This window comes from Microbacterium foliorum (assembly GCF_003367705.1).
Lineage (GTDB): Bacteria > Actinomycetota > Actinomycetes > Actinomycetales > Microbacteriaceae > Microbacterium > Microbacterium foliorum.
This window is the reverse complement of the sequence record NZ_CP031425.1, coordinates 3451353-3478189: the sequence shown is the minus strand read 5'-3', so window position 1 is coordinate 3478189 and position 26837 is coordinate 3451353. Positions and strand designations below refer to the sequence as shown.

Here is a 26837-nt window from a genome sequence, read left to right as displayed (position 1 = left end):
GTCGAGGCGATCGGAATGCGCAACGGCGAGGAGTACGTCGTCTCCGAATGGGACGTCACCTGCGACGAGGTCCCCAGCAGGAGAACGAATTACACGGACGAGGCATCCGCGACGCATCTGCTCCGTCTCTCGACCGAGGGGACGGGGGCATGGGGATTCGTCCTCGCTGACGCCGCGTGAGGAGGGCGCATCACGGCCTCCAGACGCGTAGACGGATCCGTTGACGGACGCGACGAGCGATGCGCCGAGGGACGCGTTAGGCGTGCACGTCGACGGGGGATTCCCCGCCCTCGTGGAAGTTCGGCTTCTTGCCGAAGAGCTTCGCGATGCCCAGCACGATGGCCACGATGATCAGGCCCGCGATCAGCCCGGCGATGGCAGAGAACAGGGTGTCGCCGATCCAGACGATCACACCGCCTGCGGGCTCGAGGAGGTGCTCGATGCCATGCAGGATGTCGGCTCCGAAGTGCACGCCGACCTCGCCGAGATTGACGAGCAGCAGGTGGCCACCGACCCACAGCATCGCGACGGTGCCGAGGATGCTGATGAAGCGGAACACTCCCGGCATCGAGCGCACGATCCTGGTGCCCGTGTGGCGCACGCGCTGCACCGGGCTCTTCGCCATCTTCAGGCCGATGTCGTCGATCTTCACCAGGAGCGCGACCGCGCCGTACACCACACCGGTCATGATCAGGGCGATCACCGCGAGGATCGCGAGGGTGGTCCAGATGTCGAGACCGGCCTCGAGATTCGCGAGCGAGATCAGCATGATCTCCGTAGAGAGGATCAGATCCGTGCGCACGGCGCCGAGCACCAGCTTCCGCTCGTCGCGCGCGCTCTCGTCGGCGTGCCCGTGCTGCACGCCGAACCACTCGAGCACCTTCTCGGCCCCCTCGAAGCACAGGTACGCTCCGCCGAGGATCAGCAGATAGGGCAGCACCCAGGGTGCGAAGGCGGTCAGCAGCAGCGCCACGGGGATGATGATCAGGAACTTGTTGGCGAGAGACCCCACCGCGATCTTCGCGACGACCGGCAGCTCACGCGCAGGCGTGATGCCCTGCACGTACTGGGGTGTCACGGCGGCGTCGTCGATCACGACGCCCGCGGCCTTGGCGGATGCCTTCATCGCCGCGCTCAGAATGTCATCGACGACCGCGAGCAGTCCAACCGACATGTGTGTCTCCCCTGTGGTGTGTGTGGCGGAGCAACTCTATCGACTACGACGAAACTCACAGCCCGCTCACAGTCCTGCGGGACCAAAACCGGGCATCCGCCGGTTGTGCTCTATGACGCCGCAGCCAGCTGCGTCGGAAAAGGAGACGCATCATGTCGAATGACTACGGCAGGACTCCGGAGGCCGTCAGCGACCTCACCCACCTGCAGTACGAGGTGACGCAGGAGGATGCCACCGAACCGCCCTTCCGCAACGCCTACTGGAACACGCACGACGATGGCATCTACGTCGACGTGGTGTCGGGTCAGCCCCTCTTCTCATCGGCCGACAAGTTCGACAGCGGCACCGGCTGGCCGAGCTTCACCCGGCCGATCGAAGAGGACGCGGTCACCACGCGCACCGACCGGAAGCTCTGGATGACGCGCACCGAGGCCCGCTCCACCGGAGCCGACAGCCATCTCGGGCACGTGTTCGACGACGGACCCCGCGCCGCCGGCGGCCTCCGCTACTGCATGAACTCCGCCGCCCTGCGCTTCATCCCGGCTGACAGCCTGGAGGATGAGGGGTACGGTCGCTACCGTCACCTCTTCGCCGGCGCCGACGCCGATCCCGACACCACCACCACCCCCACCTCCGAGGAGCAGTCATGACAGACACCGGAACCATCACCCGCACCCCAGGCACCGAGACCGCCGTGCTCGCAGGCGGCTGCTTCTGGGGGATGGAAGACCTCATCCGCCGCCAGCCCGGAGTGCTCGACACCCGGGTCGGCTACACCGGCGGATCGAACGACCACGCGACCTACCGCAACCACCCCGGCCACGCCGAGGCCGTGGAGATCGTGTTCGACCCGACCAAGACGACGTACCGCGACATCCTCGCGTTCTTCTTCCAGATCCATGACCCGTCGACGCTCGATCGGCAGGGCAACGACCGGGGGTCCAGCTACCGCTCGGCGATCTTCCCGCTCTCTCCCGAGCAGGAGACCGTCGCCCGCGACACCATCGCCGACGTCGACGCGTCGGGCCTGTGGCCGGGCAAGGCCGTCACCGCGATCGAGCCCGCCGGACCCTTCTGGCAGGCCGAGGAAGAGCACCAGGACTACCTGATCAAGTACCCGAACGGGTACACCTGCCACTTCCCGCGCGCCGGATGGGTGCTGCCGAAGCGGGAGCAGAGCGCCGCGGTCTGATCGCCGGCCCGTCCGTCCCCTGAGCGAGCACAGCGAGACGAACGGCCCGGTCCGTCTCCGTTCGCCGGCCGAGCGCAGCGGAACGAGGGGCCGGGTCCGTCTCCGTCCCCTGAGCGAGCGCAGCGGAACGAGGGGCCCGGTCCGTCTCCGTCCCCTGAGCGAGCGCAGCGAGACGAAGTGCTGGTCTCGTGCCCTCGTGACTCCGTCCCCTGAGCGAGCGCAGCGGAACGAAGGGCCCGGCCCGTCTCTCTCCGTCCCCTGAGCGAGCGCGGCGAGACGAAGGGCTGGTCTCGTGCCCTCGTGACTCCGTCCCCTGAGCGAGCGCAGCGAGACGAAGGGCCGCGTCAGCTCCCGGACAGGAAGGCCAGGGCCGCCTCCTTGAAGGCGCGGGATCCCGGAGCGTTGAAGTGATTGCGGTCCGGGATCTCGAAGAACCGTCCCTGCGGGGTGGCGGAGGCCAGAGCGCGGGAACCCTCGATGATCGCATCCTTCGATCCCGTCGCGAACAGGATCGGACTCGCCGGAGCGTTCGACGGATCCGGGTCGATCGTCCGTGACGAGCGCATCCCCTCGGCGAGGGCGACCAGCGCGGCGAGGTCGTTGCCGGGCACGCGTTCGGTCAGCGTGATGTAGTTCTGCGTCGTCGGATCCGACACGGGGGTCCCCTCCGCCAGATACGCGCGCACCTGATCGAGATCCAGCCGGGCGAGCGGGATCCCGTCCGGCACCCCGCCGAGCACCGCACGGCCGATGCGCTGGGGCAGGTCGCGCACGACCTCCCAGCCCACGCGCGCACCCAGCGAGTACCCGACGTAGAACGCGTCATCGACGAGATACGCGTCCATGACCGTCTCGACATCCGTCGCGAGGGTGCGGATCCCGTAGGCATCGGCCTGATGGGGCTTCTCGCTGTGCCCGTGGCCGCGCTGGTCGAGCGCGAGAACGCGATAGCCGGCCTTGGTGAGTTCCCGCACCCACCCGGTGAGCACCCACGTGTCGCGGGCGCTGGAGGCGAAGCCGTGCACGATCACCACCACGGGCGCGTCGAGGTCGCCCCACGTGTACGTCGCGAGGCGCGTGCCGTCCGCCGCGTACACCTGCTGGGGCTCAGGCATGTTGTTCAGGTCGGAGAGAGGGACTGCCACGGCATCCATTCTGGCCCTTCCGAACGACCGTGGCCGCGCACGCGACGGGGGCCGACACGCCACCCGCAGGACGGTTGGTACAAAACCATCCTGCACGTGGCGTGTCGGCCCCCGAAGTGGAGTGGGCCGGTCAGCGGATGCCGGTCAGCCCATGCCGAGCGGACCGCTCAGAAGCGGGCGCGCAGCGCGTCGCCGAGCGAGGCGTCGACGTTCGTCCAGTACTGGAAGAAGCGCTCGCGGATCGCGTCGATCGTGATGCCCTGACCCTGACCCGTGAGGGTGTCGAGGAATCGGGCGCGCTGCTCGTCGTCGAAGACCATGCGGTACAGCGTGCCGGCCTGACCGAAGTCGTCGTCGTCGAGGTGCAGGGTCGCCGCCGAGCGGATCAGCTCGCCGTCCGACTCCCAGCTCGCCTCGACGCCGGCCAGCGGGTCGGCCTCGGGGCCGCCCTCGGGGCCGTACGAGTTCGGGGTGTACACGCGGTGCTCGGCCGGGTTGAACCGGTACTGCATGTGCCCCTCGTGCATGTAGTTGCGCACCTCGGCGGCATGCGGCTGGTTGACCGGCAGCTGGTTGTAGTTCGTGCCGACGCGGTGACGCTGGGCGTCGGGGTACGCGAAGACGCGCGCCATCAGCATCTTGTCCGGGGAGATGCCGGTGCCGGGCACCTGGTTGCCGGGCGAGAACGCCGCCTGCTCGATTTCGGCGAAGAAGTTCTGCGGGTTGCGGTTCAGCGTGAACGTGCCGACCTTGATCCGCGGGTAGTCCTTCTTCGACCACGTCTTGGTGAGGTCGAACGGGTTGAAGCGGTACTCCTTCGCCTCGTCGTACGGCATGACCTGCACGTAGACGTCCCACGAGGGGTGCTCGCCGCGGGTGATCGCATCGAACAGGTCGCGGCGGTAGTGGTCGGCATCCGACCCTGCCAGCTGCTCGGCCTCGGCCGCACCCATCGCCTCGACGCCCTGGTTGGACATGAAGTGGTACTGCACCCAGAAGCGCTCGCCCTGGGCGTTGACCCACTGGTAGGTGTGCGAGCCGTAGCCGTTCATGTGGCGCCAGCTGCGGGGCAGTCCGCGGTCGCCCATGAGGTAGGTCACCTGGTGGGCGGATTCGGGCGAGAGGGTCCAGAAGTCCCACTGCATGTCGGCGTCGCGCAGGCCGGAGTCGCCGAGGCGCTTCTGCGAGTGGATGAAGTCCGGGAACTTCATCGCATCGCGGATGAAGAACGTCGGGGTGTTGTTGCCGACGATGTCGAGGTTGCCCTCGGAGGTGTAGAAGCGCAGCGAGAATCCGCGCACGTCGCGCCAGGTGTCGGGGGAGCCCTGCTCACCGGCGACCGACGAGAAGCGCAGCAGCGTCTCGCTGGTGGCGCCCGGCTGGAACACCGCGGCACGGGTGTACGCCGAGACGTCCTCCGTGACGACGAACTCGCCGAAGGCGCCGCCGCCCTTGGCGTGCGGGTTGCGCTCCGGCACACGCTCGCGGTTGAACGAGGCGAGCTTCTCGACGAGGTAGCGGTCGTGCAGGACCGTGGGGCCGTCGGCGCCGACGGTGAGCGAGTGCGCGTCGCTCGGTGCCGGGGTGCCGGTCTGGGTCGTGGTGTTCGGTTTCGTCATGTGCTTCTCCTTCTGCGCGAGGCGAGACGAGGGCATCCGTGGGTCCGGGTGCTCTCGGTGTTCACGCCTATGCGGCGTTCTGGCAACTGGGGCACAGGCCCCAGAAGGTGACTTCGGCTGTTCGGACGGTGAATCCCCCCGCCGAAGACGGGGTGAGACACGGCGCATCGCCGACGACGCAGTCCACATCGCCGACCGCACCGCACCGGGTGCAGACGACGTGGTGGTGGTTGTCGCCGATGCGCCGTTCGTAGAGCGCTGCGGAACCTGCCGGTTCGATCCGACGGAGCAGGCCCGCCGCCGTCAGGTCCGCGAGGATGTTGTGCACCGACTGGATCGACGTCGTCGGGAGCACCGCCGACACGGAACGGTAGACCCGCTCCGCATCCGTGTGGGCCATGGATTCCATCGCCTCGAGCACGGCGACCCGGCCCGCGGTCGCCCGCAGTCCCGCGTCGCGGAGCGCGGAGTCGAGTTCGGTGTCCATGCCTCGACTGTACCTGTTGTTTTGAGTTGTTCAAAAGACCGGCGTGTCGGCATCGGCGGTTGCGCACATCGTGCAGATGCGTAGCGTGGAGTGATGGCTATGAGACGAGCGGCGACGATCGGACTGATCCTGGCGGCGGGCATCGCGCTCGCCGGATGCACGGGGGAGGCCACCGGTTCACCCACCGGATCCCCGGCAGGGTCCCCCTCCCCGTCGGCGTCGACACCGCTGCCCACAAGCACCGGGGAGGCGGCGGCCGCCGACGAAGCCCTGCTGCCGATGCCCGTCGAGGAGATCAAGGACTGGGCCGAGACGGCGGTGCCCGGCGCGGATTCCGAGGGGGCCGGCCCGATCCTCTCCGGCTGGCTGAGCGAGAACACCTCCCCGCACCACAAGACGTTCCTGAAGTCTCAGGAGGCCGGTGCCTATCAGGCGCAGCTCGCCTGCCGGGGCGACGGCACCATCACTCTGACGGCCGGCGAGCTCGACGACGAGCTGTCTGCCGAGCCGATCGTCTGCGACAACGAGACGATCGCGTTCGACGTCACCACCACCGCCACCGGGATGCAGATCGTGATGGACCTCGAGGGCGCTCCCACGATCTATGCCCTGTCGCTGCAGAGGATGGGCTGAGCCGCGATCAAGGTGCCGCGGCCATGCTGAGTGCCGTGCGCAGCTGCTCTTTCGCGCGCTGATAGCGACTTCTCGCCGTGGAAGCGGGGATCCCCACGATCTGTGCCGCTTCCGCGATGCTCATGCCGTCCCAGTGCACGAGCTGGATCAGCTCGGCGAGATCAGGCTCCAGACGAGCGATCGCGTCACGCACCTCGATGTGTTCGTCAGCAGCCGGAGCGGCACAGAGCGAGGCGTTGGCGCGCACTCGTCCGGCCAGCGCCCATCGACGACGCTCGCCTCTTCTGTGATTCTGGAGCGCTCCGCGTGCGATCCCGAAAAGCCACATTCGCGCCTGTTCGGGATCGGCGGGAACGTCGCCCGCTCGGCGCCAGGTGGTGGCGAAGGTTTCGCCCAAGAGGTCAGGAGCGTCTTCGACGCCCACACGCCGGCTCAGGTACGAGAGCAGGTCGACCGAGTTCGCCCGGATGGCGTGCTCGACGCCTGATCGCCAAGACACGCGCGGCCGCATCATTCACTGATCGCTTCGCACTGGATGTCGTAGTCGGAACTCCACTGACCGGAGTCGAGCCCGTAGGCAAGAGCCTCGGCCCGCAGGGCATCCCCCAGGGCGTCGTGTGCGGCAGCCGCGTAGACGTCGTCGGCGGTCGGCCCTTCGGCTGTCTCGCGGACATCCGAGAGCTGGCCCTCAGGCGACACGGCGACCATCATTCCGCTGCCCGCTCGCCTGTGCACCTCTGCAATCGAGCCTTCGATATCCGCAGCGGCAATCGCGTCGAACGATCGGAAGTGCGCGCTCAGCGCCGCGTCGGGAGCACCCGAGATCGGACCGGTCTCGGGTGCGTCGGTGACCAGGAGCATCTTCACTCGGGCCTCGCAGTCCCTTCCGCTGGGAAGAGTGAAGGGGTAGGCGATGTCCGGGTCCTGGGCCCAGGGCGACCAGTTGAAGGTCGTCGCAGCCACAGCCGTTCCGGCTCCCCCGAGGAGAAGGAGCGACAGCCCGGCGCCGACCAGGATGCGTGCGGGGCGGTGTCGTGACGCCTCTGCGCCGCGGGCTTCACGCGAGAGCAGTGCAAGATCGCGGTCCAGGCGTGGCGTTCTCCTCACGGAGCCGGGAGCGGAGTGGGTGAGAAGGTCGTCGAGTGGGTCGCGGTCAGTCATGAGTGCCTCCAAGCAGGTTCACTTACTGACATGTCCGGCTGCGCCGCAAACGTCCACCAAGACATCGAGCGATCTGGTGGCTGCCCGTGAGCGGCGGCCGTGCGGCCGTGCGGCGGCTGCATCCTGAGCTGCGATTCGCGGTGGTCAGGACTCCGAAGGCGCGAGAGGCAGCTCGAGTCCGTAGTTCCACGACAGGATCGCCGGCTGCTCGCGATAGAAGCTCAGCACGGAGACGGATCCGGCGTCCAGGCTGATCTGCGCTCCGAAGCGGGGTGCCAGTCGAAGGTAGACGGCGGTCAGGATGCGCAGGAAGTGGCCGTGCGCGACAAGGGCGACATCCCCGTCGGCCAGGGCGGGAAGGATGCGCGTGAGCACCCGCGATGCCCGCGCAGCCACCTCTTCGACGGTCTCGCCCGGTGTCGCGCCGCGGATCACCCCGTGCGTGAAGGCGCTCCAGTTGTAGCCCAGTTCCTCGCGGATGTCCTTCGTCGTGCGTCCCTCGTATCCGCCGTAGTCCCACTCCACCAGCAGCGGATCGACCTCGGCGTGCAGACCCGCGAGCTCGGCGGTGCGCCGGGCACGCTGCAGCGGCGAAGTCAGGACGAGCGAGAAGTCGTAGTCGGCGACCAGTTCTCCGGCTCCGCGAGCGAGATCCTCACCCCGGGAGGTGAGCGGGATGTCGGTGAGGCCGGTGTGCAGACCGGCCTTCGACCATTCGGTCTCGCCGTGGCGCAGGAGCACGAGCTTTCCCGAGGGATTGTCGGGCGCGGGGCGGTCGGGCAGCGGGTCGTGTTCGGTGAGCGCAGGCACACCGCAACCGTAGTCCGCACGCGTCGTGGGGGGACAGCCCCGCCGGGACTCAGACGAACGTGACGGTCTGCTGCAGGCGCGTGCGCACGTCGAACAGCTCGTTGCCCCCGATCGCGCGGGCGCCCGGCACTCCCTGGCGCAGCACCATCGACAGCGCGCTGCGCCGCACGACCACGACCGGCATGCCGCGGCTGCTGCCGAGCGGCGTGACGGCCTGCGCGAGATCGTCGTCGGGGAGCACCATGATCGCGCCGCCGAACTTCACCCTGGCGGCCTTGGCCACCGTGCGCATGCGGGCGAGGGCCGCGGTGACCGGTGCGCGGGTGCCGAGGCTCGGTCCGGTGATCTCGCCGCGACGGAAGCCGACGACCCCGCCGAAGTCCTCCGACATCACGCCGTACAGACCCGACGGGCTGAGCACCACGTGGTCGAGCTTGTCGTCGGCATCCGCGCCCGTGGCGACATCGTGCCAGACGGTGAAGCCCATGCCGAGGGCGCTCACCGTGCGGGCGGTCGCCTCTTCGGCCAGAGCATCGGCGAGCAGTCGTCGCAGGTCTCGCGGAGCCGAGCGCACGAGCGCGGGGTCATAGGGGTCCGGCACCTCGACGCCGCGGCCCGCCCATTCGCGGATCAGCGACAGGTAGCGCTCGCGACGCCAGCCGCCGGGATGGCCGTACGAGCGCGCCCGGGGGCGGGTGTCGGTGCGCGTCGCGGTGTGCGGACGCCATCCGCTCCACTCCGGCTCCGACGGGATGCCCGGGTGCGTGCCGCTGCGGCGGTCGTAGGCGGCGCGACTCTCGGCGGTGCCGACGAGCTCCCACGCGCGCTGCACCTGGATGAACACGGCCGCGTCGCCGCCGGTGTCCGGATGCGTCTCGCGCAGCCGCAGCCGGTAGGCGCGTCGCAGTTCGACATCGTCGACCGACGGATCCACACCGAGGATCTCGTAGGCGGAGGCCGAGAGCGGGCTGTCGAACATCGCTCTCCTTCCGAGATCGCGGCATCCAGAATATCCGGCCGCTGTTGTGTATCGGCCCGGCAGTCGGGATCAGCCGGGATCCGTCACGATCAGTCGGGCACGTCGACGATGCGCTCGCCGCCGATCACCGGCACGACGGCTCCCGCGGAGGCCGCCGCGATGTCCTCCGCGAGCCGGTCGAGCTCGGGCGCCGGAACCCAGGCCTCCAGCGTCGCCCGTGCCCCGTACCGAGGTTCGCCGAGCGTCGCCCCGTGGTGCAGCACCCAGTCGCGCAGCAGGTTGTCGAAGCGCCCGGCGTCGGCGTGCGAGACCTCCATCGTGATCCGGGTGAGCGACTGCCGGCGCACGAGCGATGCCAGGTCGAGGGCCTCGGAGACGGCCGAGGAGTAGGCCCGCACCAACCCGCCGGCGCCGAGCTTCACCCCGCCGAAGTAGCGGGTGACCACCGCGACGACATCGGTCAGCTCGCGGCGGCGCAGCACCTCGAGCATCGGCACGCCGGCTGTCCCCGAGGGCTCGCCGTCGTCGGAGGACCGCGCCTGATCGCCGAGCAGGCCGGTCACCATCGCGGTGCAGTTGTGCCGGGCATCCCACCACTGCCTGCGGAGGCGCGCGATCACGGCATCCGCGTCCTCGACCGAGATGACCGGAGTGACGGTCGCGATGAATCGGGACTTCTTGATGACCAGCTCGTGCTCCACAGGCGCGGCGATGGTCGCCGGGTGGCTGCGGGGCGGAGTCATCCGCCTCAGACTACCCAGCCCGGGTGCCTGCTCAGCGCCGCCTGCTCAGAGCAAGCTCCTGCTCAACGGTCGACGAACGACATCTGCTGCGGGTTGTAGCGGTCGCCCTGCACCCCGACGCGCGCCGCGAGCTGGTCGAGATCCGCCATCTCGTCGGCCGAGAGCGACACGGCGGTCGATCCCGCATTCTCGGCGATGCGCGAGGTGCGTCTGGTGCCGGGGATCGGGACGATGAACGGCTCCCGGGCGAGCAGCCAGGCCAGCGCGACCTGTCCGGAGGATGCCTCCTTCGCCTCCGCGAGGGCTGTGACGTGACTCACGAGGGCCTGGTTCGCGGCCCGGTTCTCCTCGCTGAAGCGCGGGATCGTGCCGCGGATGTCGCCGTCCGAGAACGAGGTGCTCTGATCGACCGTGCCGGTGAGGAACCCCTTGCCCAGCGGGCTGAAGGGCACGAAGCCGATGCCGAGGTCGGCGAGGGTGGGCAGCACCTCGGCTTCGGGATCCCGGGTCCACAGCGAGTACTCGCTCTGCAGGGCGGTGACCGGCTGCACCGCATGCGCGCGCCGGATCGTCGGGGCGGATGCTTCGGAGAGGCCGAAGTGGCGCACCTTGCCCTCGGCGATCAGCTCGCCCACCGTGCCGGCGACATCCTCGATCGGCACGTCGGGGTCGACGCGGTGCTGGTAGAAGAGGTCCAGCACGTCCGTGCGCAGCCGTCGCAGCGACTCCTCGGCGACGCGGCGGATCTGCTCGGGCCGACTGTCGAGGCCGATGCTCGTGCCGCCTTCGATGCGCCAGCCGAACTTCGTCGCGATGACGACCCGGTCGCGGATCGGCTGCAGCGCCTCGCCCACGAGCTCTTCGTTGACGTACGGCCCGTAGACCTCGGCCGTGTCGAAGAACGTCACTCCGTGGTCGAGCGCGGAACGGAGCACGGCGATCATCTCGTCGCGGCTGCCCGGGTTGGGGCCGTAGCTCTGCGACATCCCCATGCAGCCGAGACCGATGGCCGAGACCTCGAGTCCCTGTCCGAGTGTGCGAGTGTGCATGTCGTGTCCTTTCGTCGAGGACGACGCTACGCCCGCGCTCGACGCGGTGGGAGGCCCTGCCGGAGCCTCCCTCCGGCATCCTGAGTTCACGATTCAGCATGAACAGTCCCGGAAAGGCCGGAACCGGCCGATTCCTCGGGAGCCGGCCGGCTCATGCTGAGTTGTGAACGCGAAACCCGGCTACTCCGCGGAGTCGTCGCGCAGGTACGCGATGTGCGCCGCGTGCCGCGTCAGGTGGTTCTGCGACCTGCGCACGAAAAGCCACGCCACGAGCAGCAGCACGAACCAGATCGGCGTCACCAGCAGCGCGGTCAGCGTGTCGGGCTGCGTCGTGAGCGCCCACAGGATGAACACGAAGAACGCCAGCACGACGTAGACCATGAAGATGCCACCGGGCATCCGGAACGTCGACGTCGCGACCTTCTCGGGACGCCGGCGCCGGTATGCCAGGTAGCTGCAGAGGAAGATCGTCCACACGAACATGAAGCACACCGCCGAGACGGTGGTCACCATCGAGAACGCGGTGCCGATGTCCTCGCCCGCGTACAGCAGCACCACGCCGGACAGCAGCAGGATGCACGAGAGGAACAGGGCGTTCTGCGGCACGCGCCGTCTCGACAGGCGGCCGAAGAGTCGCGGCGCATCGCCGTCCTGTGCGAGGCCGAACACCATGCGCGAGGTCGAGTAGATGCCGGAGTTCGCGCTGGACATCGCCGAGGTCAGCACGACGAGGTTGACGACCGTGGCGGCGATGCCGAGGCCCGCGAGGGCGAACATCGCGATGAACGGGCTCTCGTTCGCGACGTACTCCGTCCACGGGGTGACGGCCATCAGGATCACGAGTGCGCCGACGTAGAACAGCAGGATGCGGATCGGGATCGCGTTGATCGCCTTGGGCAGATTGCGCTCGGGGTCTTTGGTCTCGGCCGCCGCCGTGCCGACGAGCTCCACGCCGACGAACGCGAAGACCGCGATCTGGAATCCGGCGACGAAGCCCAGGAAGCCGTGCGGGAACATCCCGCCGTGCTCCCACAGGTTGGCGAAGCTCGCGGTTCCCGCGTCGTGCTGGAAGCCGGTGAAGATCATCACCAGACCGGTGATGATGAGGGCGACGATCGCGATGATCTTGATGAGGGCGAACCAGAACTCCATCTCGCCGAACGCGGCGACGGTGGGCAGGTTCAGTGCGAGCAGGATCACGACCACGAGCACCCCGGGAATCCACAACGGGATGCCGGGGAACAGCGCGTCGGAGTAGCCGGCGATCGCGATCACGTCGGCGACTCCGGTCACCACCCAGCAGAACCAGTACGTCCAGCCGGTGAAGAACCCTGCCCAGGGACCGAGCAGGTCGCTGGCGAAGTCGCTGAACGACTTGTACTTGAGGTTGGAGAGCAGCAGCTCGCCCATCGCGCGCATGACGAAGAAGAGCATGAACCCGATGATCATGTAGACGAAGATCACCGAGGGTCCGGCGACCGAGATCGTCTTGCCGCTGCCCATGAACAGGCCCGTGCCGATCGCGCCGCCGATCGCGAGCAGCTGGATGTGGCGGTTGCTCAGCGCCCGCTTCAGGTGCTGCTCGTCACCGCCCGCGGATCCGCCCGTGGATCCGCCCGCGGATCCGCCCTTCGCTCCGTCCACGCCGACGGTCGCGCCTGTGTTCTCTGTCGTCATCGTTCGAGCCTCCGGTGGTTCTGTGCCGCCTCCCGCTGCGGCATCCTTCCGACCGTACTTCGCGATCGGGGGTGTCGGCGGAGCGAATCGCGTCGACATGCCGCAACACGTCGTCGCGCGGGTGCCCGGCTCAGCCCGACGACGCGGAGGAGGGGGCGCGGTAGGTGCCGATGATCGCCGCGATGAGGTCGGAGTACGCGGCGTCCTGGCTCGCGAACGAGCCGTTGTTGCGTCCGTGACGGAGCACTTCGACCCGATCCGACACGGCCTGCACATCGGCGATGTTGTGGCTGATGAAGACCACGCCGAGACCGAGCTCGCGGAGCCGCTCGATGTGCGTGAGGACGTCGGCGGTCTGCGCGACGCTGAGCGACGCCGTCGGCTCGTCGAGGATCACGATGCGAGGCTGACTGATGAGCGTGCGGGCGATCGCGACCGCCTGGCGCTGCCCGCCCGACAGGGTGTTCAGAGCGGAGCGGATCGAGGGGATGTTCGCGGCGAGGTCGCTGAGAGCCTGTCGCGTCGACTGCTCCATCTCGCCCTCGCGCAGCATCCCGCTCGGCGTGCGCAGCTCGCGGCCGAGGAAGACGTTCGCCGTGACGTCGAGGTTCTCGCACACCGCGAGATCCTGGAACACCGTGGCGATCCCGAGCCGATGGGCTTCCGCGGGCCTCGAGATGTCGACGCGTTCGCCGTCGATGCGGATCTCGCCCGAGGTGGGCGTCAACGCCCCGGCGATGATCTTGGCCAGAGTGGACTTGCCGGCGGCGTTGTCTCCGATGAGGCCGACCACCTCACGAGCATGCACGGTGAAGTCGACGTCGGTGAGGGCCTCGACCGCCCCGAAGCGCATCGAGATCCCGCGCAGGGTGAGCAGGGGCTCCGCCTGCGCCGCGGTGATGTTCACGAGCGGTCCTCGAGCAGCTGCGACGGATCCGTCGACTGCAGGATGTGGATGATCGCGCCGGTGAGAACGGCGTCCCTGCCGAACGACGAGGGCACAGGGTCGCGCCGCGGAGTCCGCCCCTGCGGCGCGTTGTCGCGGACGGCGGCGGCGAACGGCAGCAGGAAGATGGGCCCCGCGTCGACCAGCTCGCCCCCGACCGTGATCACCTCGGGCGCGAGCGACTGGTGGGCGGCCGCCACGACGCGTCCGAGTGCGGTCGCGGCGTCGGCGACGACCCGCGCGCACCCGGGGTCGCCCGCGGCCGCGCGGGCGATGACATCTTTGAACGTCACCTGCCCGAAGGTGGCGCGCAGGGGCGCGGTGACCGCTTCGGCCCCGGCCACGGTTTCGAGGCAGCCGCGCTGCCCGCAGGCGCAGACGGATCCCGCGGGGTCGACCTGCACATGGCCGATCTCGCCCGCCGTTCCGGAGCGTCCACGGTAGATCTGCGAATTCAGGACCACGCCGGCGCTCGCCGTGTACGAAGCATGCACGAACAGGCTGTCCTTCACGTCTCGCGCCGTGCCCAGCGTGGCCTCGGCGAGGGCGGCGAGGTTCGCGTCCTTCTCGACGAGCACGGGGCAGCCGATCCGCTGCTCGACGACCTCGGCGACCGGCCGCGTCTCCCATCGGCGCATCACCCCGCTGTAGGCGATCAGCCCCGTCTCCGGGTCGATCGGTGCGGGCAGGGCGATGCAGACGCCGATCAGATCGTCGGCATCCGCGGCGATCATGCCGAGCATGTCGATGATGAGAAGAGTGATGCGATCGAGCACCGTGTCTTCGGCGTGGTCCGTCGGCAGCGGCATCGACCGGTCGGCCAGGACGTCCTGTCCCACGTCGGAGAGCCGCACGCGCATGCTGCGGTTGCCGATCTGCACGGCGGCGACCAGGCCCGCCCGCCGAGCGATCGTCACGAGCTGCGCACGGCGTCCGCTGCGCGAGGTCGGGTGCGTCTCGATGAGGCCCGAGAGGCCGAGCTCCTTCACGATGGCCGAGACGGTGGCCGTCGAGAGGCTGGTCGCTTCGGCGAGCTCGACCTGGGTGAGCCCGCCGAAGCGCTTGACCGCATCGACGATCTTCGCCGTGTTGGCCTCGCGCAACCCCGACTGGGATCCCGCGGGCCATCTGCTCATAGCGGGAGCTTATCGCGCGTCGATGCCGTCGCCGCGGTCAGCGGGCGGCACCGGCCCGACGCTTGTTCCAGACGTCGAAGGCGACCGCGATCAGCAGCACGAGACCCTTGACCACCTGCTGGGTCGCCTGGTCCAGACCCATGAGCTGCATGCCGTTGCTCATCACCGCCATGATCAGGCCACCGACGATCGCCCCGCCCACGCGGCCGACACCGCCGGTGACGGCCGCACCGCCGATGAAGCAGGCGGCGATGGCGTCGAGCTCGAACATGTTGCCCGCCCCCGGCTGGGCACCGTTCGTGCGCGACGAGAACACGACCCCGGCGATTCCGGCGAGCATGCCCATGTTCACGAAGATCCAGAAGTTGACCCTCTGCACGTTCACGCCGCTGAGCAGGGCCGCGTGCAGGTTGCCGCCGATCGCGTAGACGTGGCGGCCGAACACGCTCTTCTGCGTGATCACCGAGTACGCGATGATCAGCACCGCGAGGATGATCAGCACGAACGGCAGGCCGCGGCTGGTGGAGAGCTGGTAGCCGAACCACATCACGACGGCCGCCACGATCGCGATCTTGGCGACGAACCAGCCCAGTGCCTCGACCGACTGTTGGTGAGCGAGCTTCGACCGGCGGCTGCGGACCTGCCAGACGGCGTAGCCGACGACGCCGATCGCGAAGATCACGAGAGTGAACACGTCGACCCCGTATCCGCCGAACAAGCCGTTTATGAACCCGTTGGCGATCGAGTAGTAGGTGCCGCCGAACGGCGACAGCGAGACGTTGCTCAGCACGATGAAGGTGAGTCCGCGGAACAGGAGCATGCCGGCCAGCGTCACGATGAAGGCGGGGATGCCGACGTACGCCACCCAGAAGCCCTGCCAGGCCCCGACGAGCAGCCCGACGGCGATCGCCGCGAGAACGCCCACCCACCACGGCTGCTGTCCGCGGATCACGATGACAGCGGCCGTCGCACCGGTGAGCGCCACCACCGAGCCGACGGACAGATCGATGTGGCCCGCGATGATGACGATCACCATGCCGATCGCGAGGATCAGGATGTAGGAGTACTGGAGGACGATGTTCGTGAGGTTGCCCGGCGAGAGGAACGTCGGGTTCAGGATCGCGAAGAACGCGACGATCGCGATGAAGGCGACGAGGATGCCGCTCTGGCGGAGGTTCCGTGTGGCGAGGCTGAAGAGGTTGCTGACGCCGGTCATCGCGCGGCCGTCCTTTCGAGGGTCATGAGCTGCATGAGGTTCTCCTGTGTGGCTTCTGCGGCGGGGAGTTCACCGGTGATCCTGCCGAAGGCCAGGGTGTAGATGCGGTCGCAGATGCCGAGGAGCTCGGGCAGCTCCGAGGAGATCACCAGCACTCCCTTGCCGGCCGCGACCAGGCGATTGATGATCGTGTAGATCTCGTACTTCGCGCCGACGTCGATACCGCGGGTCGGCTCGTCGAGGATCAGGACGTCGGGTGCGGTCTGGATCCACTTGCTCAGCACGACCTTCTGCTGATTGCCTCCGGAGAGGTTGCCGACGAGCTGGAGCACGCTGGGGGTCTTGATGTTCAGCTCGGCACGGTACTGCTCCGCCACCTGCAGTTCGCGGTTGGCATTGATCCATCCGCCGGGGCTGATCAGGCGCAGTGACGCCATGGTGATGTTGTGCCGGATGTCGTCGATGAGGTTGAGCCCGAATCGCTTGCGGTCCTCGGTGGCGTAGGCGATGCCCGCACGGATGGCGGCGCTCGTCGTCGAGGTGTTCACCTCTTTGCCGCGGACGAAGACCTTGCCGCGTGCATGGCGTCCGTAGGTGCGCCCGAACACGCTCATCGCGAGTTCCGTGCGTCCGGCGCCCATGAGACCGGCGATGCCGACGACCTCTCCGGCGCGGACCGACAGAGAGGCGTCGTCGACCATGACGCGTCCCGGCTGGGTGGGGTGGCTCACCGACCAGTTCTCGATGCGCAGCACCTCCTCGCCCGGGTTCGAGACGCGCTCGGGGTAGCGGTGGGCCAGATCGCGGCCGACCATTCCCCGGATTATCCGCTCCTGGGTCGAGGCGGGATCCTTCATGTCGAGGGTCTCGATCGTCTTGCCGTCGCGGATGATCGTGGTGCGGTCGGCGATCTCGGCGATCTCGTTGAGCTTGTGCGAGATGATGATCGACGTCATGCCCTCGTCGCGCAGCCGGCGAAGCAGATCGAGCAGGTGCGCGGAATCGGTGTCGTTGAGCGCGGCGGTCGGCTCGTCGAGGATCAGCAGGCGCACGTTCTTCGACAGCGCCTTGGCGATCTCGACGAGCTGCTGCTTTCCCACGCCGAGCTGCGCGACGGGCGTGGCCGGGTTCTCGTCGAGCCCCACCTGTGCGAGGAGCGCGGATGCCTCGGCGTTCGCCCTGTCCCAGTCGATGAGGCCGTTCTTCGCCCGACGCTCGTTGCCGAGGAAGATGTTCTCGGCGACGCTCAGATAGGGGATCAGCGCGAGCTCCTGGTGGATGATCACGATCCCCTTCTGCTCGGAGTCGGTGATCGCGCCGAAGGCGGCCACCTCGCCCTCGTAGATGATCTCGCCGTCGTACGTGCCGTGCGGATAGACGCCGGAGAGCACCTTCATGAGGGTGGACTTGCCCGCGCCGTTCTCGCCGCAGATCGCGAGGATCTCGCCGCGGTTCACGTCGAGGCTGACGCCCTGGAGCGCCTTCACACCCGGGAAGCTCTTCTCGATCTCCCGCATCTGCAGAACCGGTGTCGTCATGACCCGATGTCCTTTCGTGAGAGTGGGGCGTGCTGCCGGTCCGGCAGCACGCCCCGAGGGAGATCTATTCGGCGACGCCCGAGTCGACCTCGGCCTGCGTCCAGTAGCCGGAGTCGACCAGGAGCGAGGTGATGTTGTCCTTGTAGACGATGTCGGACTGCAGCAGGTACGAGGGCACGACCTTCACCCCGTTGTCGTAGGTCTCGGTGTCGTTCGCCTCGGGCTCATCGCCCTCGAGCATCGCCTCTGCGGCGACGACCGACTGCTCGGCGAGCTTGCGGGTGTCCTTGAAGATCGACGAGAACTGCACGCCCTTGTCGATCAGCGTGATGGAGGCGATCTCGGCATCCTGGCCCGTGACGACGGGCAGGCCGTCGGCGATGGTGGCCCCGAACCCGCCGGTGCCCTGCAGCGCCGTGATGATGCCGCGCGAGAGCCCGTCGTACGGCGACAGCACTCCGTCGAGCTTCGTGCCGTTGCCGTAGGTCGAGGTCAGCAGATCCTCCATGCGCTTCTGTGCGGTCTCCTGCTGCCAGCGCAGGGTCGCGGCCTGCTCGATCTCGACCTGGCCGGACGGAACCGCGAGCACGCCGTCGTCGATGAACGGCTGCAGGGTGTCCATCGCGCCCTTCCAGAAGAAGTGCGCGTTGTTGTCGTCGAGCGAGCCGGCGAACAGCTCGATGTTGAAGGGCCCCTTCTGGCCGGTCTCCTTGCCGTCGGCGTCGAGGACTCCGAGGCCGACGAGCAGCGAGGTGGCCTGCTGCACGCCGACCTTGTAGTTGTCGAAGGTCACGTAGAAGTCGACGTGCTCGCTGTCGCGGATCAGGCGGTCGTAGGAGATCACCGGGATGTTGGCGGCCGCCGCGGCGTCGAGCTGCGACGACAGCGCGGTGCCGTCGATGGCCGCGACGATGAGCAGGTCGGCGCCCTTGGTGATCATCTGGTCGATCTGCTGACCCTGAGTGGGGATGTCGTCGCCGGCGTACTGCAGCTCGACCTGGTACCCGGCATCCTCGAGGCCCGCCTGCACCGCGTCGCCGTCGGCGATCCAGCGCTCCGAGGTCTCGGTCGGCATCGAGACGCCGATGAGCATGTCGCCCTTGTCGGCGCCCTCTGCTCCTGCGGGTCCGCCGGTCGAGCCTGCTCCTCCTCCGCCACAGCCGGCGAGGGCGAGTGCCCCGACCAGGCCGAGTGCGGCCAGTGCGTACTTCTTCTTCATCACGAGCTCCTTCGCTGTGCATGCGTGGTGGGCGCCATCGCCCGAGATCGGAATCCCGGCCATTCGGGACTCGCTCCGGAGACACTTTCCTTGAGTTCGAGTCTCGAAGTCAAGGGGCTGTGATCAATTCGTGACTTCCGGGAGTGCGTCCGCGAGCAGGGTGCTGTTGACGTCAACCCACGCGGTCCGCGGATCCGCTCGGTTCGAGGTTCGAAGTCAAGACCGGCGTTGCCAGGTCCGAGAGAATCGACCCTTTCGCCGCCCCGAATCGATTCGATATCCTGAACGCTCCCCCGATCATCCCCAGTCCTGCGAGCCGCTCCCTCATGGCCACCTCCCTCACCACGGGCCGCCCGTGGCGCGTCATCCTCTCGTTCTCGATCCCGCTGCTGCTCGGCAACGTCGTGCAGCAGATGTACCAGTTCGCCGACGCCGTCGTCGTCGGCAGGCACCTCGGCGTGCAGTCGCTCGCCGCCGTCGGCGCGACGGGCAGCCTGCTGTTCCTGCTGATCGGATTCGCGTGGGGTCTCACCAGCGGCTTCGCGATCCCCATCGCCCAGGCATTCGGTGCGGGCGACGGCGCTGCCGTGCGGCGATCCGTCGCGACCGGCGTGATCCTGACCGGTGCGACGAGTGTGGTCCTCACCGTCGTCGCGCCGCTGATCGCGGCGCCCCTGCTCGATCTGCTCCAGACGCCCGCAGAGCTCATGCCCGAGGCGACGACCTTCACGCAGATCAGCTTCATCGGCGCGAGCGCGACGATGTTCTTCAACTACCTGTCGGCGATCATCCGTGCGATCGGCGACTCCCGCACCCCGCTGATCTTCCTCACCGTCTCGTGCGTCCTCAACGTCGCACTGGTCGTGCTGATGGTGGGTCCGCTCGACTGGGGCGTGGGCGGCGCGGCGCTCGCCACCGTCATCGCACAGGCGGTCTCGGTGGTGCTCTGCCTCGAGTTCGTGCGTCGTCGTCTGCCGATGCTGCACCTGCGCCGTGCGGACTGGCGGGTCTCCCGCGACGACGTCCGCGAGCACCTGCGGCTCGGTCTGCCGATGGGGTTCCAGGCGTCGATCATCGCGATCGGCACCCTCACCGTGCAGGTCGCGCTGAACACCCTCGGCTCCGATGCGGTCGCCGCGTACACCACGGCTTCCCGCGTCGACGGTCTGGCGGTGGCGTTCCTGTCGTCGCTGGGACTCGCGTCCTCGATGTACGCGGCGCAGAATCTGGGCGGTCGGCGGCCCGACCGCATCCGCCGAGGAGTCATCGAGGGCACCTGGATGGCGGTGATCACGGGCGCCCTGCTCGGCGCGCTCATCATCGCGTTCGGCACCTCCATGGTGCGGCTGTTCGTGGGGGAGGGGTCCGACGAGGTCGTGCGCCTCGCGCACCTCATGCTCGTCATCAACGGATGCGGCTACTGGGCGCTCGGGGTGCTGTTCGTGCTCCGCGGCGCGCTGCAGGGACTCGGCCACACCCTCATCCCCACGGTCACCGGCGTCATCGAGCTGGTGATGCGGGTGGGCGCGGCCGTCGTGCTGGGCGCACTGATCGGCTTCGAGGGGGTGGCTCTCAGCAACCCGCTGGCGTGGCTCGGGGCGATCACGCTGCTGGTTCCGGCCTACGTGCGCGCCCACCGGTCGCTCGCGCGCATGCCGGTCGACCCGGTCGAGTCCACCGAGACGTCCGCCATCGCGATCGTCGGACCCACCGACGGATCCATGGTCGTCGATGCGGTGCTCACCCAGCCCGTGCGGGTGGTGCGCGGCTCGCGGTTCGCCTGGCTGACCCGGCGCTGACCCGGCGTTGACCCGGCGTTGACTCGGGGGCGGGCGGCTCGCCGCGTCGGGCGCGGCGCGAGGCGTCACGATCGCAGAACATCATCCTTGAGACGGATGCCCGGAATGCCGACACTTCGTAATGTTGGTCATACGGAGGTTCCGTTGACCGGGGGGTCGTGATGACGTCATCGAGAGTGGCAAGCGAACTGGCATCGATTCTGGTGCCGATCGGTATGGCCGGGGCGGTGTTCGCGGCACTGTGCGCGATCGTCGCAGCCGTCGCGATCATGCGCGGCGCGGCAGGACTCGCCGGCGGAGCAGTGGGCCTGTGGATACCCGGCGCCCTGCTCAGCTCGACGGCGTCGTTCGCGAGCCAGTGGACGCCGATGCTCGTGTCGGGCGGCATGCTCGTCGCGATGCTCGTGATCGGAGCGGTGGCGCGCGGGGTCGTGAACGCCGGCGAACCCGCACGGCAGGCGGCGCGTGAGGCTCGGGCCGCGGCGGTCGTCGATGCCGTCACGGTCGCCGAAGGTGCAGCATCCGCCACGCCCCGCAGCACGAAGCCGGCCACCAGCACGGGCAGTCAGCCGGCGCTGGCCGGCTGACACAGCGCGCGGCGATGCCGTTCAGCGATGCCGCTCAGCGGTGGTCGCGCGGCGATTCTCAGCGCTGCCGCTCAGCGGTAGTCGCGGTCGAGGTGCTGCCGCGCGTCGTCTCCCGAGGCGACGCGCTCGCTCTCGCGCGCCCGCAGCTCCACCCGGCGGATCTTGCCCGAGATCGTCTTGGGCAGCTCGGGCACGAACTCGATGATGCGCACCCGCAGATGGGCGGAGAGTCGGTCGTGGGCGTACGCGAAGATCGACCGTGCGGCCGCGGTGTCGTCGACCGCCGCATCCGCCCGCAGGCAGACATACGCCTTGGGCACCGCCAGCCGCGTGGGATCGGGGCTGGGAATCACCGCCGCCTCGACCACGAGGTCGTGCTCCAGCAGCACCGACTCGAGCTCGAACGGTGAGATCTTGTAGTCCGATGCCTTGAAGACGTCGTCGGCGCGACCGATGTAGGTGAGGTAGCCGTCGGCATCCCGCTGCGCGATGTCACCGGTGTGGTGATAGCCGCCCATCCGCGACTCGGCCGTCTTCTCGGGATCGTCGTAGTACCCGGCCATGAGCCCTGTGGGCGGATGCGCGAGGTCCAGCGCGATCTCGCCCTCGGCGTCGGCGAGCTCGCCGGTCGCGGGGTCAAGCAGCACGACCGGGTAACCGGGAAGGGGGCGGCCCATCGAGCCGACCTTCACGACCTGACCGGGGGAGTTGCCGACGCAGGCCGTCATCTCGGTCTGCCCGAATCCGTCGCGGATCGTGCCGCCCCAGGCGTCGCGCACGCGGTCGATGACCTCGGGATTCAGCGGTTCGCCGGCGCCGACGAGTTCGCGCGGCGGGTGGGTGAGGCGCCCGAGATCCGCCTGGATCAGCATGCGCCAGACCGTCGGCGGGGCGCAGAACGTCGAGACGTGGTGGGTGTCCATGACCTGCATGAGAGTGTTCGCGTCGAAGCGGTCGTAGTTGTACACGAACACCGTGGCCTCGGCGAGGAACGGCGAGTAGAAGCTCGACCAGGCGTGCTTGGCCCAGCCGGGTGACGAGATGTTGAGGTGCACGTCGTCGGGACGCACGCCCAGCCACCACATCGTCGACAGGTGCCCGATCGGGTACGAGACGTGCGTGTGCTGCACGAGCTTCGGACGGCTGGTGGTGCCGCTCGTGAAGTAGAGCAGGGCCGTGGCGTCGGCGGGGGTCGGTGCATCCGGCTCGAACGTCGTCGGCGCGGTGGTCGAGTCGTCGAAGCGCGTCCACCCCTCGGGGATGCCGTCGCCCACCCCGATGCGCAGCACCTGCGCGTCGATGTCGGCGATGCGCTCGGCGAGTCCGCCCGTCGTCACGATCGCGCGGGCGCGGCCGTGCTCGACGCGGTAGGCGAGGTCGGATGCCGAGAGCAGCGTCGAGGTGGGGATCGACACGGCCCCGATCTTGGTGATCGCGAGCATCACCTCCCACAGCTCGATCGTGTTGCCGAGCATCACGATCACGTGGTCGCCCCGGCGGATGCCGATGCCGGTGAGCCACGCGGCGACCTGGTCGGAACGCGCCGACAGCTCGCCGTACGTCCACGACCTGCGGGTGAGGTCGGCGGAGACGATCTGCACGGCCGGGCGCTCGGGCCTCTCGCCGGCGATGACGTCGAACCACTCCAGTGCGAAGTTGAACGTCGCGGGTGTCGGCCACGAGAATCCGTCGCGGGCCGCGGCGTAGTCGGTGGCGTTCGCGAAGAGGAAGTCGCGCATCTCTCGGACCGATGTCGTGGCTGCGGTGGCGCTGCGGCTCATGAGGGGCTCCCTTGCTCGACGGACGACGTGTCCATCCTCGCCCACGATCCTCTCAGCGCGCGAGCAGACCCGCGCCGTCGCGCAGCTCGAACACCAGTTGGGTCTCGGTACCGCGCACCACGGGGTGCACCGTGATGTGCTCGAGCACGATGTCGCGCAGCGCCGTGGCATCCTGCACCGCGACGTGCACCAGGAAGTCGTCGACGCCCGCGACGTGGAACACCTGCAGCACCCGGGGGATGCCGGCGAGCGCGTCGAACAGTGCGGTGACCTTCGGGCCGGTGTGGTTCGCCAGCCGCACTTTGATGATCGCCTGCAGCGGCGATCCGAGGGCGGCCTCGTCGACCCTGATGCGGGTGTCGCGGATGATCCCTCGTTCGCGCAGAGAGCGCACCCGGTGGGCGCAGGTCGATTCGGCGAGACCCAGGCCGCGGGCGAGCGCCTTGTTGGTGACCTCGGCGTCTCGGGTGAGCACGGCGAGGATCTCGAGATCGACCTCGTCGAGTTGCGCTTTCGCCAACGTGACCATCTCCCTGCAGCTCCGTTCCGCTCAGAATAGCGAGATCGGCGGATGCAGTGAGTGATTCTGTCGAACCGCGGCGGCAAAAGCGCATTTCCGGCAACGTGGAAGCATGACTGCACCGTTGCATCCAGACACCCTCGCCGTGCACAGCGGGCGCGCCGACCTCGACGGACTCGGCGTGCACGCCCTGCCGATCGACCTCTCGACGACCAATCCGCTTCCCGACATCGAACGGGGCGGCGATTCGTACGAGGCGATGGCGACGGGGGGCCGTCCACCTGCCGACGGCAGCCTCGTCTATGCGCGCCTCTGGAATCCGACCGTCGCGCGGTTCGAAGACGCGCTCGCCGAACTGGAGCACGCCGAGGCGTCGGTCGCGTTCGCGTCGGGGATGGCGGCGATGACCGCCGTGATCCTCGCCCACGGTCCGGCGGCGGGTAAGCACCACGTGGTGGCGGTGCGTCCGCTCTACGGGGGCACCGACCACCTGCTCGGGTCGGGGCTCCTCGGCGTCGAGACGACCTACTGCGAGGCGGCCGACGTCGCCGCGGCGATCCGCCAGGACACGGGTCTGGTGGTGCTCGAGACTCCGGCGAACCCGACCCTCGACCTCGCCGATATCGCCGCCGTCGTCGCTCGCGCGGGAGACGTGCCGGTCGTCGTCGACAACACCTTCGCGACGCCGGTGCTGCAGAACCCGATCGATCACGGCGCGGCCATGTCGCTGCACAGCGCGACCAAGTATCTGGGCGGCCACGGCGACGTGATCGCCGGAGTGGTGGCCTGCAGCGAGACGACGGCCGAGGCCCTGCGCCGGGTGCGGGCGGTGACGGGAGGTCTGCTGCATCCGCTGGGCGCCTATCTGCTGCACCGCGGACTCACCACCCTGCCGGTGCGGATGCGCGCGCAGCAGGAGAACGCGCGACGCATCGTGCAGTGGCTGGGGGATCGCCCCGAGGTGGCCGAGGTCTTCTACCCGGGGCTCGACGGCGACCCCGCCGGCATCCTCGAGAGGCAGATGCGGGGCACCGGGGCGATGATCGCGATGCGGATGCGGGGCGGCTTCGCCGCGGCATCCGCGGTGACCTCGTCGACCACCCTGTTCACCCACGCCGTGTCGCTGGGCGGCGTCGACTCTCTGATCCAGCATCCCGCCGCCCTCACGCACCGACCGGTCCCGGAGGAGGCGCGACCCGACGCCGACGTCCTGCGACTCTCGATCGGTCTGGAGAACGTCGACGATCTGATCGCCGACCTCGCGCGGGCGTTCGCGGAACTGCCCTCCGCGCGCACACTCGTCGGGGTCGGGCGCGGGGTCGGGGTCGGGGTCGGGGTCGGGCGCGACTGAGGGACCGGCCGTCTGCCGGATCGACTGAGGGACCGGGCCGTCTGCCGGATCGACTGAGGGACCGGGCCGTCTGCAGGATCGACGCATGGATGCAGGATGATCCGGCAGATCTGGTCCTGCATCCGTGCCGAGGTCCTGCATCCGGCCGCCGGCGTGGCCGGGGCACCGGGCCTACGGCAGGCGGATGGTCCCCGTGGCCAGGCGCTCGGTCGGCATCCGGTCACGGTTGTACGTGATCTCGCTGTAGCCGTGCGGGGTGGGCAGGCCGTCGTCATCCAGGCTCACGAACACGATCTTCTCGATCGTGAGGATGCGCTTGCGGGTGATCATGTTGCGGGCGACGGCCCGCATGGTCAGTGACGTGGTGCCGAAGTGCGTCGCCTGCAGGCCGATCTCGATCAGGTCGCCCTGCACAGCGGACGCCTCGAAGTTGATCTCCGAGATGTGCTTGGTCACCGCCCGGTAGTTGCCGAGCTGGACGATCGCGTAGATCGCCGCCTCCTCGTCGATCCACTTCAGCAGGCTGCCGCCGAACAGCGAGCCGTTCGCGTTCAGGTCCTCGGGCTTGACCCATTTGCGGGTGCGGAAGTTGATGCCGTCCTCGGACCACTGCCACTCGGGAGTCTTGTTCGTCGCCATGCTCCGAGGGTAGGAGCCTCGTGAGTCGGGAAGGTTACGCCTGCACATCCGTGCATCGTGAGGGGTGATCCGCCGAGGGCTGATCTGCCCCGAGCGGATTCCACCCCGCGGCAGAGCGAGGCGGCGGATGCTGGTCGCATGAGCGAAGACAACCGCATCCCGCAGTTCGGCCCCGAGACCAGAAGAGCCCTGTTCCACGAGCGTGTGCTCGTGCTCGACGGCGCACTCGACGACGACAACGGCACGTTGCTCATGACGCAGCTGCTGACTCTCTCGGCCGAGGATCCGACCACCGACATTGCCCTGTGGATCCACTCGCCCGGGGGCTCGGTGCCGTCGATGCTCGCGATCCGCGACCTGATGACCATGGTGCCGAACGACGTATCGACGCTGGCGCTCGGGCTCGCCTGCAGCGCGGGGCAGTTCCTGCTCTCGGCGGGCACGAAGGGCAAGCGCCGCGCGCTGCCGCATGCGCGCATCCTGATGCATCAGGGGTCTGCGGGCATCGGCGGATCGGCGGGCGAGATCGAGACCCAGGCCGACGACCTTCGGCACATGCGCGACACGGTGCTCGGGCTGATCGCCGCCGACACCGGGCAGCCGGTGGATCGCATCTTCGAGGACTCGCTGCACGACCGCTGGTACACCGCAGGGCAGGCGAAGGACTACGGCTTCATCGATGAGATCGTCGCCTCGCTCGGGAACCTCATGCCGCGTCGACGGGCTCGGGTCGGACTGGGGGCGAGCGCATGAGCGGCTACACGATCCCGAACGTCATCGCCCAGCATCCGCGGGGCGACCGGGTCATGGACGTCTACTCGCACCTGCTCGCGGAGAGGGTCATCTATCTCGGCACGGGGATCGATGCGGGGGTCGCGAACGCGCTGATCGCGCAGCTGCTGCACCTGGATGCCGACAGTCAGGATTCCGGCATCCAGTTCTACATCAACAGCGAAGGAGGTGACCCGGGGGCGGCGCTCGCGATCTACGACACGATGCAGCACATCCGCCCCGCCGTCGCGACGACCTGTGTCGGGCAGGCGATCGGACCCGCCGCGCTGCTCGTCGCCGCCGGAGCACCGGGGCAGCGCGCCGCACTCGCCCATGCCCGGATCGTGCTGCATCAACCGGCCGGACAGTCGCGCGGGGCGATCCCCGACCTGATCCTCGCGGCCGACGAGGTCGTGCGGGTGCGTGCGGACATGGAGGCGATCCTCGCCAGGCACAGCGGGCGGTCGCTGACCGAGCTGCGTGCCGACACCGATCGCGACCGCGTCTTCACGGCATCCGCCGCGCTGGACTACGGACTGATCGACACCGTGCTGGGGGAGCGGGCCGTCTGATGGGCGGTGCGGGGTCGATAACGCATCCCGCCCGCGGTGCGGGGTTGATAACGCATCCCAAACGGCCAAATCCGGTGCACGATCGACCCCGCA

The 26837-nt window shown here is 68.7% G+C and carries 27 protein-coding genes and 2 pseudogenes; 10 read left to right on the top strand and 19 right to left on the bottom strand.

All coding sequences use genetic code 11. The features are described from left to right. Nucleotides 1–15: 15 nt before the first annotated feature. Nucleotides 16–180: a hypothetical protein gene (locus DXT68_RS17030; protein WP_156149239.1), complete on the top strand. Its 165-nt coding sequence runs from the start codon at nucleotides 16–18 to the stop codon at nucleotides 178–180. A 76-nt stretch (nucleotides 181–256) separates the two neighbouring features. Here DXT68_RS17030 and DXT68_RS16400 read toward each other — a convergent pair whose 3' ends face one another. Then, nucleotides 257–1174 (bottom strand): DUF808 domain-containing protein, encoded by a 918-nt coding sequence (locus DXT68_RS16400; protein WP_045252823.1) that lies wholly within the window; start codon nucleotides 1172–1174, stop codon nucleotides 257–259. Between the two features lie 152 nt (nucleotides 1175–1326). Here DXT68_RS16400 and msrB point away from each other — a divergent pair, with 152 nt between their 5' ends. Together msrB and msrA are read left to right on the top strand one after the other, a co-directional pair. After that, complete coding sequence (gene msrB, locus DXT68_RS16395) at nucleotides 1327–1824, top strand: peptide-methionine (R)-S-oxide reductase MsrB (RefSeq protein WP_045252822.1); 498 nt, start codon at nucleotides 1327–1329, stop codon at nucleotides 1822–1824. Further along, on the top strand, nucleotides 1821–2366 hold the full coding sequence (gene msrA / locus DXT68_RS16390) for a peptide-methionine (S)-S-oxide reductase MsrA (RefSeq protein ID WP_045252821.1): 546 nt from the start codon (nucleotides 1821–1823) through the stop codon (nucleotides 2364–2366). The genes msrB and msrA overlap by 4 nt, the downstream gene beginning before the upstream one ends. Nucleotides 2367–2710: 344 nt before the next feature. Here msrA and DXT68_RS16385 read toward each other — a convergent pair whose 3' ends face one another. Further along, on the bottom strand, nucleotides 2711–3520 hold the full coding sequence (locus tag DXT68_RS16385; RefSeq protein WP_045252820.1) for an alpha/beta fold hydrolase: 810 nt from the start codon (nucleotides 3518–3520) through the stop codon (nucleotides 2711–2713). A gap of 158 nt (nucleotides 3521–3678) precedes the next feature. Beyond that, nucleotides 3679–5130: a catalase gene (locus DXT68_RS16380; protein WP_045252840.1), complete on the bottom strand. Its 1452-nt coding sequence runs from the start codon at nucleotides 5128–5130 to the stop codon at nucleotides 3679–3681. On the opposite strand from DXT68_RS16380, the pseudogene gvpH reads away from it, so the two are divergent. After that, nucleotides 5129–5404: pseudogene (gvpH, locus tag DXT68_RS17425) on the top strand (gas vesicle protein GvpH); the annotation flags it as partial. The gene DXT68_RS16380 and the pseudogene gvpH sit on opposite strands and share 2 nt — an antisense overlap. Here gvpH and DXT68_RS16375 read toward each other — a convergent pair. Then, a pseudogene (locus tag DXT68_RS16375) lies at nucleotides 5324–5617 on the bottom strand (Fur family transcriptional regulator); the annotation flags it as partial. The pseudogenes gvpH and DXT68_RS16375 sit on opposite strands and share 81 nt — an antisense overlap. Before the next feature lie 93 nt (nucleotides 5618–5710). Here DXT68_RS16375 and DXT68_RS16370 point away from each other — a divergent pair. After that, a complete protein-coding gene (locus DXT68_RS16370; protein WP_156149238.1) occupies nucleotides 5711–6250 on the top strand; it encodes a hypothetical protein in 540 nt (179 codons plus the stop codon). 7 nt (nucleotides 6251–6257) lie between these two features. On the opposite strand, the gene DXT68_RS16365 is transcribed toward DXT68_RS16370, so the two are convergent. The 12 genes from DXT68_RS16365 to chvE all read right to left on the bottom strand — a co-directional run bounded on the left by DXT68_RS16365 (nucleotide 6258) and on the right by chvE (nucleotide 18724). Next, on the bottom strand, nucleotides 6258–6749 hold the full coding sequence (locus DXT68_RS16365; RefSeq protein WP_244268091.1) for an RNA polymerase sigma factor: 492 nt from the start codon (nucleotides 6747–6749) through the stop codon (nucleotides 6258–6260). A gap of 11 nt (nucleotides 6750–6760) precedes the next feature. Further along, entirely contained in the window at nucleotides 6761–7411 is a 651-nt protein-coding gene (locus DXT68_RS16360; protein ID WP_045252817.1) for a hypothetical protein, read from the bottom strand. Nucleotides 7412–7555: 144 nt separating this feature from the next. Beyond that, nucleotides 7556–8221: a histidine phosphatase family protein gene (locus DXT68_RS16355; RefSeq protein WP_244268089.1), complete on the bottom strand. Its 666-nt coding sequence runs from the start codon at nucleotides 8219–8221 to the stop codon at nucleotides 7556–7558. Nucleotides 8222–8270: 49 nt separating this feature from the next. Beyond that, nucleotides 8271–9200, bottom strand: a complete 930-nt coding sequence (locus tag DXT68_RS16350; protein WP_045252816.1) for a DnaJ domain-containing protein — start codon at nucleotides 9198–9200, stop codon at nucleotides 8271–8273. 89 nt (nucleotides 9201–9289) lie between these two features. After that, entirely contained in the window at nucleotides 9290–9943 is a 654-nt protein-coding gene (locus DXT68_RS16345; RefSeq protein WP_045252815.1) for an IMPACT family protein, read from the bottom strand. A gap of 62 nt (nucleotides 9944–10005) precedes the next feature. Next, nucleotides 10006–10992, bottom strand: coding sequence for an aldo/keto reductase (locus DXT68_RS16340; protein WP_045252814.1), 987 nt, complete (start codon nucleotides 10990–10992; stop codon nucleotides 10006–10008). Nucleotides 10993–11172: 180 nt separating this feature from the next. Beyond that, nucleotides 11173–12669, bottom strand: a complete 1497-nt coding sequence (gene cycA / locus DXT68_RS16335; RefSeq protein ID WP_244268087.1) for a D-serine/D-alanine/glycine transporter — start codon at nucleotides 12667–12669, stop codon at nucleotides 11173–11175. A gap of 130 nt (nucleotides 12670–12799) precedes the next feature. Continuing rightward, the gene (locus DXT68_RS16330; protein ID WP_230111174.1) at nucleotides 12800–13576 is read right to left on the bottom strand and encodes an ATP-binding cassette domain-containing protein; all 777 of its coding nucleotides are present in this window, start codon (nucleotides 13574–13576) and stop codon (nucleotides 12800–12802) included. After that, on the bottom strand, nucleotides 13573–14751 hold the full coding sequence (locus DXT68_RS16325; RefSeq protein WP_045252813.1) for an ROK family transcriptional regulator: 1179 nt from the start codon (nucleotides 14749–14751) through the stop codon (nucleotides 13573–13575). Before DXT68_RS16325 ends, DXT68_RS16330 begins: the two co-directional genes overlap by 4 nt. Nucleotides 14752–14788: 37 nt before the next feature. Beyond that, a complete protein-coding gene (mmsB, locus tag DXT68_RS16320) occupies nucleotides 14789–15967 on the bottom strand; it encodes a multiple monosaccharide ABC transporter permease (RefSeq protein ID WP_045252812.1) in 1179 nt (392 codons plus the stop codon). Then, on the bottom strand, nucleotides 15964–17505 hold the full coding sequence (mmsA, locus tag DXT68_RS16315; RefSeq protein WP_045252811.1) for a multiple monosaccharide ABC transporter ATP-binding protein: 1542 nt from the start codon (nucleotides 17503–17505) through the stop codon (nucleotides 15964–15966). Before mmsA ends, mmsB begins: the two co-directional genes overlap by 4 nt. Nucleotides 17506–17569: 64 nt before the next feature. Further along, nucleotides 17570–18724, bottom strand: a complete 1155-nt coding sequence (chvE, locus tag DXT68_RS16310) for a multiple monosaccharide ABC transporter substrate-binding protein (protein WP_045252835.1) — start codon at nucleotides 18722–18724, stop codon at nucleotides 17570–17572. 326 nt (nucleotides 18725–19050) lie between these two features. Here chvE and DXT68_RS16305 point away from each other — a divergent pair, with 326 nt between their 5' ends. Then, nucleotides 19051–20523, top strand: coding sequence for an MATE family efflux transporter (locus DXT68_RS16305; RefSeq protein WP_045252810.1), 1473 nt, complete (start codon nucleotides 19051–19053; stop codon nucleotides 20521–20523). Between the two features lie 161 nt (nucleotides 20524–20684). Continuing rightward, the gene (locus DXT68_RS16300; RefSeq protein ID WP_156149237.1) at nucleotides 20685–21110 is read left to right on the top strand and encodes a hypothetical protein; all 426 of its coding nucleotides are present in this window, start codon (nucleotides 20685–20687) and stop codon (nucleotides 21108–21110) included. Between the two features lie 71 nt (nucleotides 21111–21181). Here the strand turns inward: DXT68_RS16300 and DXT68_RS16295 are convergent, their stop codons facing one another. Both DXT68_RS16295 and DXT68_RS16290 read right to left on the bottom strand, forming a co-directional pair. Beyond that, nucleotides 21182–22891, bottom strand: a complete 1710-nt coding sequence (locus DXT68_RS16295) for an AMP-binding protein (protein ID WP_045252808.1) — start codon at nucleotides 22889–22891, stop codon at nucleotides 21182–21184. A 52-nt stretch (nucleotides 22892–22943) separates the two neighbouring features. Then, nucleotides 22944–23420: an Lrp/AsnC family transcriptional regulator gene (locus DXT68_RS16290; protein WP_045252807.1), complete on the bottom strand. Its 477-nt coding sequence runs from the start codon at nucleotides 23418–23420 to the stop codon at nucleotides 22944–22946. 103 nt (nucleotides 23421–23523) lie between these two features. Between DXT68_RS16290 and DXT68_RS16285 the strand changes: the two genes are divergently transcribed. Further along, a complete protein-coding gene (locus tag DXT68_RS16285) occupies nucleotides 23524–24762 on the top strand; it encodes a trans-sulfuration enzyme family protein (RefSeq protein ID WP_115760524.1) in 1239 nt (412 codons plus the stop codon). Between the two features lie 171 nt (nucleotides 24763–24933). Here the strand turns inward: DXT68_RS16285 and DXT68_RS16280 are convergent, their stop codons facing one another. After that, nucleotides 24934–25401, bottom strand: coding sequence for an acyl-CoA thioesterase (locus tag DXT68_RS16280; RefSeq protein ID WP_082068796.1), 468 nt, complete (start codon nucleotides 25399–25401; stop codon nucleotides 24934–24936). A gap of 138 nt (nucleotides 25402–25539) precedes the next feature. On the opposite strand from DXT68_RS16280, the gene DXT68_RS16275 reads away from it, so the two are divergent. Continuing rightward, the gene (locus DXT68_RS16275; protein ID WP_045252875.1) at nucleotides 25540–26154 is read left to right on the top strand and encodes a ClpP family protease; all 615 of its coding nucleotides are present in this window, start codon (nucleotides 25540–25542) and stop codon (nucleotides 26152–26154) included. After that, entirely contained in the window at nucleotides 26151–26744 is a 594-nt protein-coding gene (locus tag DXT68_RS16270; protein WP_045252874.1) for a ClpP family protease, read from the top strand. Before DXT68_RS16275 ends, DXT68_RS16270 begins: the two co-directional genes overlap by 4 nt. Nucleotides 26745–26837 lie beyond the last annotated feature (93 nt).